The organism is Agrobacterium sp. Ap1, assembly GCF_017313375.1.
Taxonomy (GTDB): Bacteria; Pseudomonadota; Alphaproteobacteria; order Rhizobiales; family Rhizobiaceae; genus Neorhizobium; species Neorhizobium cellulosilyticum.
Map to the genome: position 1 here is coordinate 1 of NZ_JAFLMY010000062.1, position 1813 is coordinate 1813.

General features: G+C 56.4%; 2 protein-coding genes. One reads left to right on the plus strand and one right to left on the minus strand.

The genetic code is table 11. The annotated features are described in order from the left end of the window. Positions 1-52: 52 nt before the first annotated feature. On the minus strand, positions 53-472 hold the full coding sequence (locus JZX87_RS31705) for a hypothetical protein (protein ID WP_286195234.1): 420 nt from the start codon (positions 470-472) through the stop codon (positions 53-55). Here JZX87_RS31705 and JZX87_RS30930 point away from each other — a divergent pair. Beyond that, positions 374-1753: a transposase gene (locus tag JZX87_RS30930; RefSeq protein WP_206829642.1), complete on the plus strand. Its 1380-nt coding sequence runs from the start codon at positions 374-376 to the stop codon at positions 1751-1753. The genes JZX87_RS31705 and JZX87_RS30930 overlap by 99 nt on opposite strands. Positions 1754-1813: the final 60 nt, after the last annotated feature.

Genomic DNA, 1813 nt, shown 5'->3' on the forward strand with positions numbered 1-1813 from the left:
GATACCGTTGAAAAACACCCTCGATGTGAGGTGGCTCAACGTTGGCGAGATATCAAGTAATGAGTTGCAGAAGTAACGAAGGCGAACTCAGGAAGCCACCAACCACGAGGCCAACGAATCCAAGAGCAACCGCTCCGACAACGCCATGGTTCTCCCAACCAATCAAGGCTCCCACCGCAGTCGCTGCGACGATGATCGACACTGACCATACGATCTTGATGAGCGAGACTATGCACCGCATGGCTGTGGTTTTTTCTTGCGTCATGGCAAAACCAGTTCGTTTCGAAGCCTTTGTTGATTGAATATAATATCGAATTCTCTTTTCACGATAGGCATGATTCAATCGTCTCATTGATTTGGGGAGGATTGAGCGATGATGGGATGTCAGGCAGCTCCAGCGCAGCTCTTCTACGACTTCAGCCTTGATGATCACGTTCCTACCGACCACCTGCTGCGCGGTATCGACCGTCATCTCGAACTCGACAGTGTGCGAGCACAGTTGAAGCCCTTTTACAGCAATACCGGCCGCCCCTCGATTGATCCTGAGCTGATGATGCGGATGCTAATCATCGGCTACTCCATGGGCATACGGTCTGAACGGCGGCTATGTGAGGAGGTCCATCTCAACCTCGCCTATCGCTGGTTCTGCCACCTTGGACTGGATGGCAAAGTTCCGGATCACTCCACTTTCTCGAAGAATCGTCATGGCCGGTTCCGGCAAAGCGACATCCTGCGTCTTATGTTCGAGACGGTGGTGGAACGCTGTCTTGCCCAGGGACTGGTTAGTGCGGAAGGATTTGCGGTTGATGCCAGCCTGATCGCGGCCGACGCCAACAAGCAGCGGTCGGTGCCCGGTTCGGAATGGGAGGCCAAAGAAGATGCTGGCCGCTCGGTACAGGAATATCTGGCCGTTCTCGACGATGCTGCTTTCGGCGCGGCCTCACCAGTGACGCCGAAGTTTATTTCCCCGTCCGATCCGGCCGCCCAATGGACCGGTGCCCACAAAGGCCATGCCTTCTTCGCCTATGCCACCAATTATCTGATCGATACCGATCACGGCGTCATTGTGGATGTGGAGGCGACACGGGCAATCCGTCAGGCGGAGGTTGGGGCATCACGTACGATGCTCGACAGGACCGAGAACCGCTTCGGCTTGCGGCCCGACTACCTCGCGGCCGACAGTGCCTACGGTTCTGCCGACAACCTTGCTTGGCTGGTCAAAGAGAAGGAGATCGCACCGCACATTCCGGTCTTCGATAAGTCAAAGCGGACGGACGGCACCTTCTCGCGTTCCGACTTCACCTGGGACGCTGAGAAAGAGCAGTACCTTTGCCCTGCAGGAAAGGAACTGAAGCAATTCCACCGCACCTACGATCCACCCAGATCGGGAATCACGGCCGAGGGGACCCGGCTTTTCCGTGCCAGCAAGAAGGATTGTAATCAGTGTGAACTGAAGCCTCGATGCTGCCCGAACATGCCTATGCGCAAAGTACCGCGCGATCTCAACGAGGATGCACGCGATGTAGCCAGAGCGATTGCCAAGACACCTGAATATGAGCAGTCACGGCATCGTCGAAAGAAGGTCGAAATGCTCTTCGCTCACCTCAAACGCATTTTGCGGATGGCACGGTTGCGGCTTAGAGGACCATGTGGCGCGAGAGACGAATTCCTGCTCGCGGCAACGGCACAGAACTTGAGGAGGCTGGCCAAACTCAGGCCTCAGATGCCGCCATGCGGTGCCATTGCCGCCTAAGGGCGGCATCGACCTGTACCCTCCCGCCAAGGCGCGGGGCAGATCGCAGCATAGTTCAGC

What these genes read in the sequence shown, in the direction of transcription:
- JZX87_RS30930 (WP_206829642.1), top strand. Translation starts at nt 374, where the DNA reads ATGATGGGATGTCAGGCAGCTCCAGCGCAGCTCTTCTACGACTTCAGC.
- JZX87_RS31705 (WP_286195234.1), bottom strand. Translation starts at nt 472, where the DNA reads ATGACGGTCGATACCGCGCAGCAGGTGGTCGGTAGGAACGTGATCATC.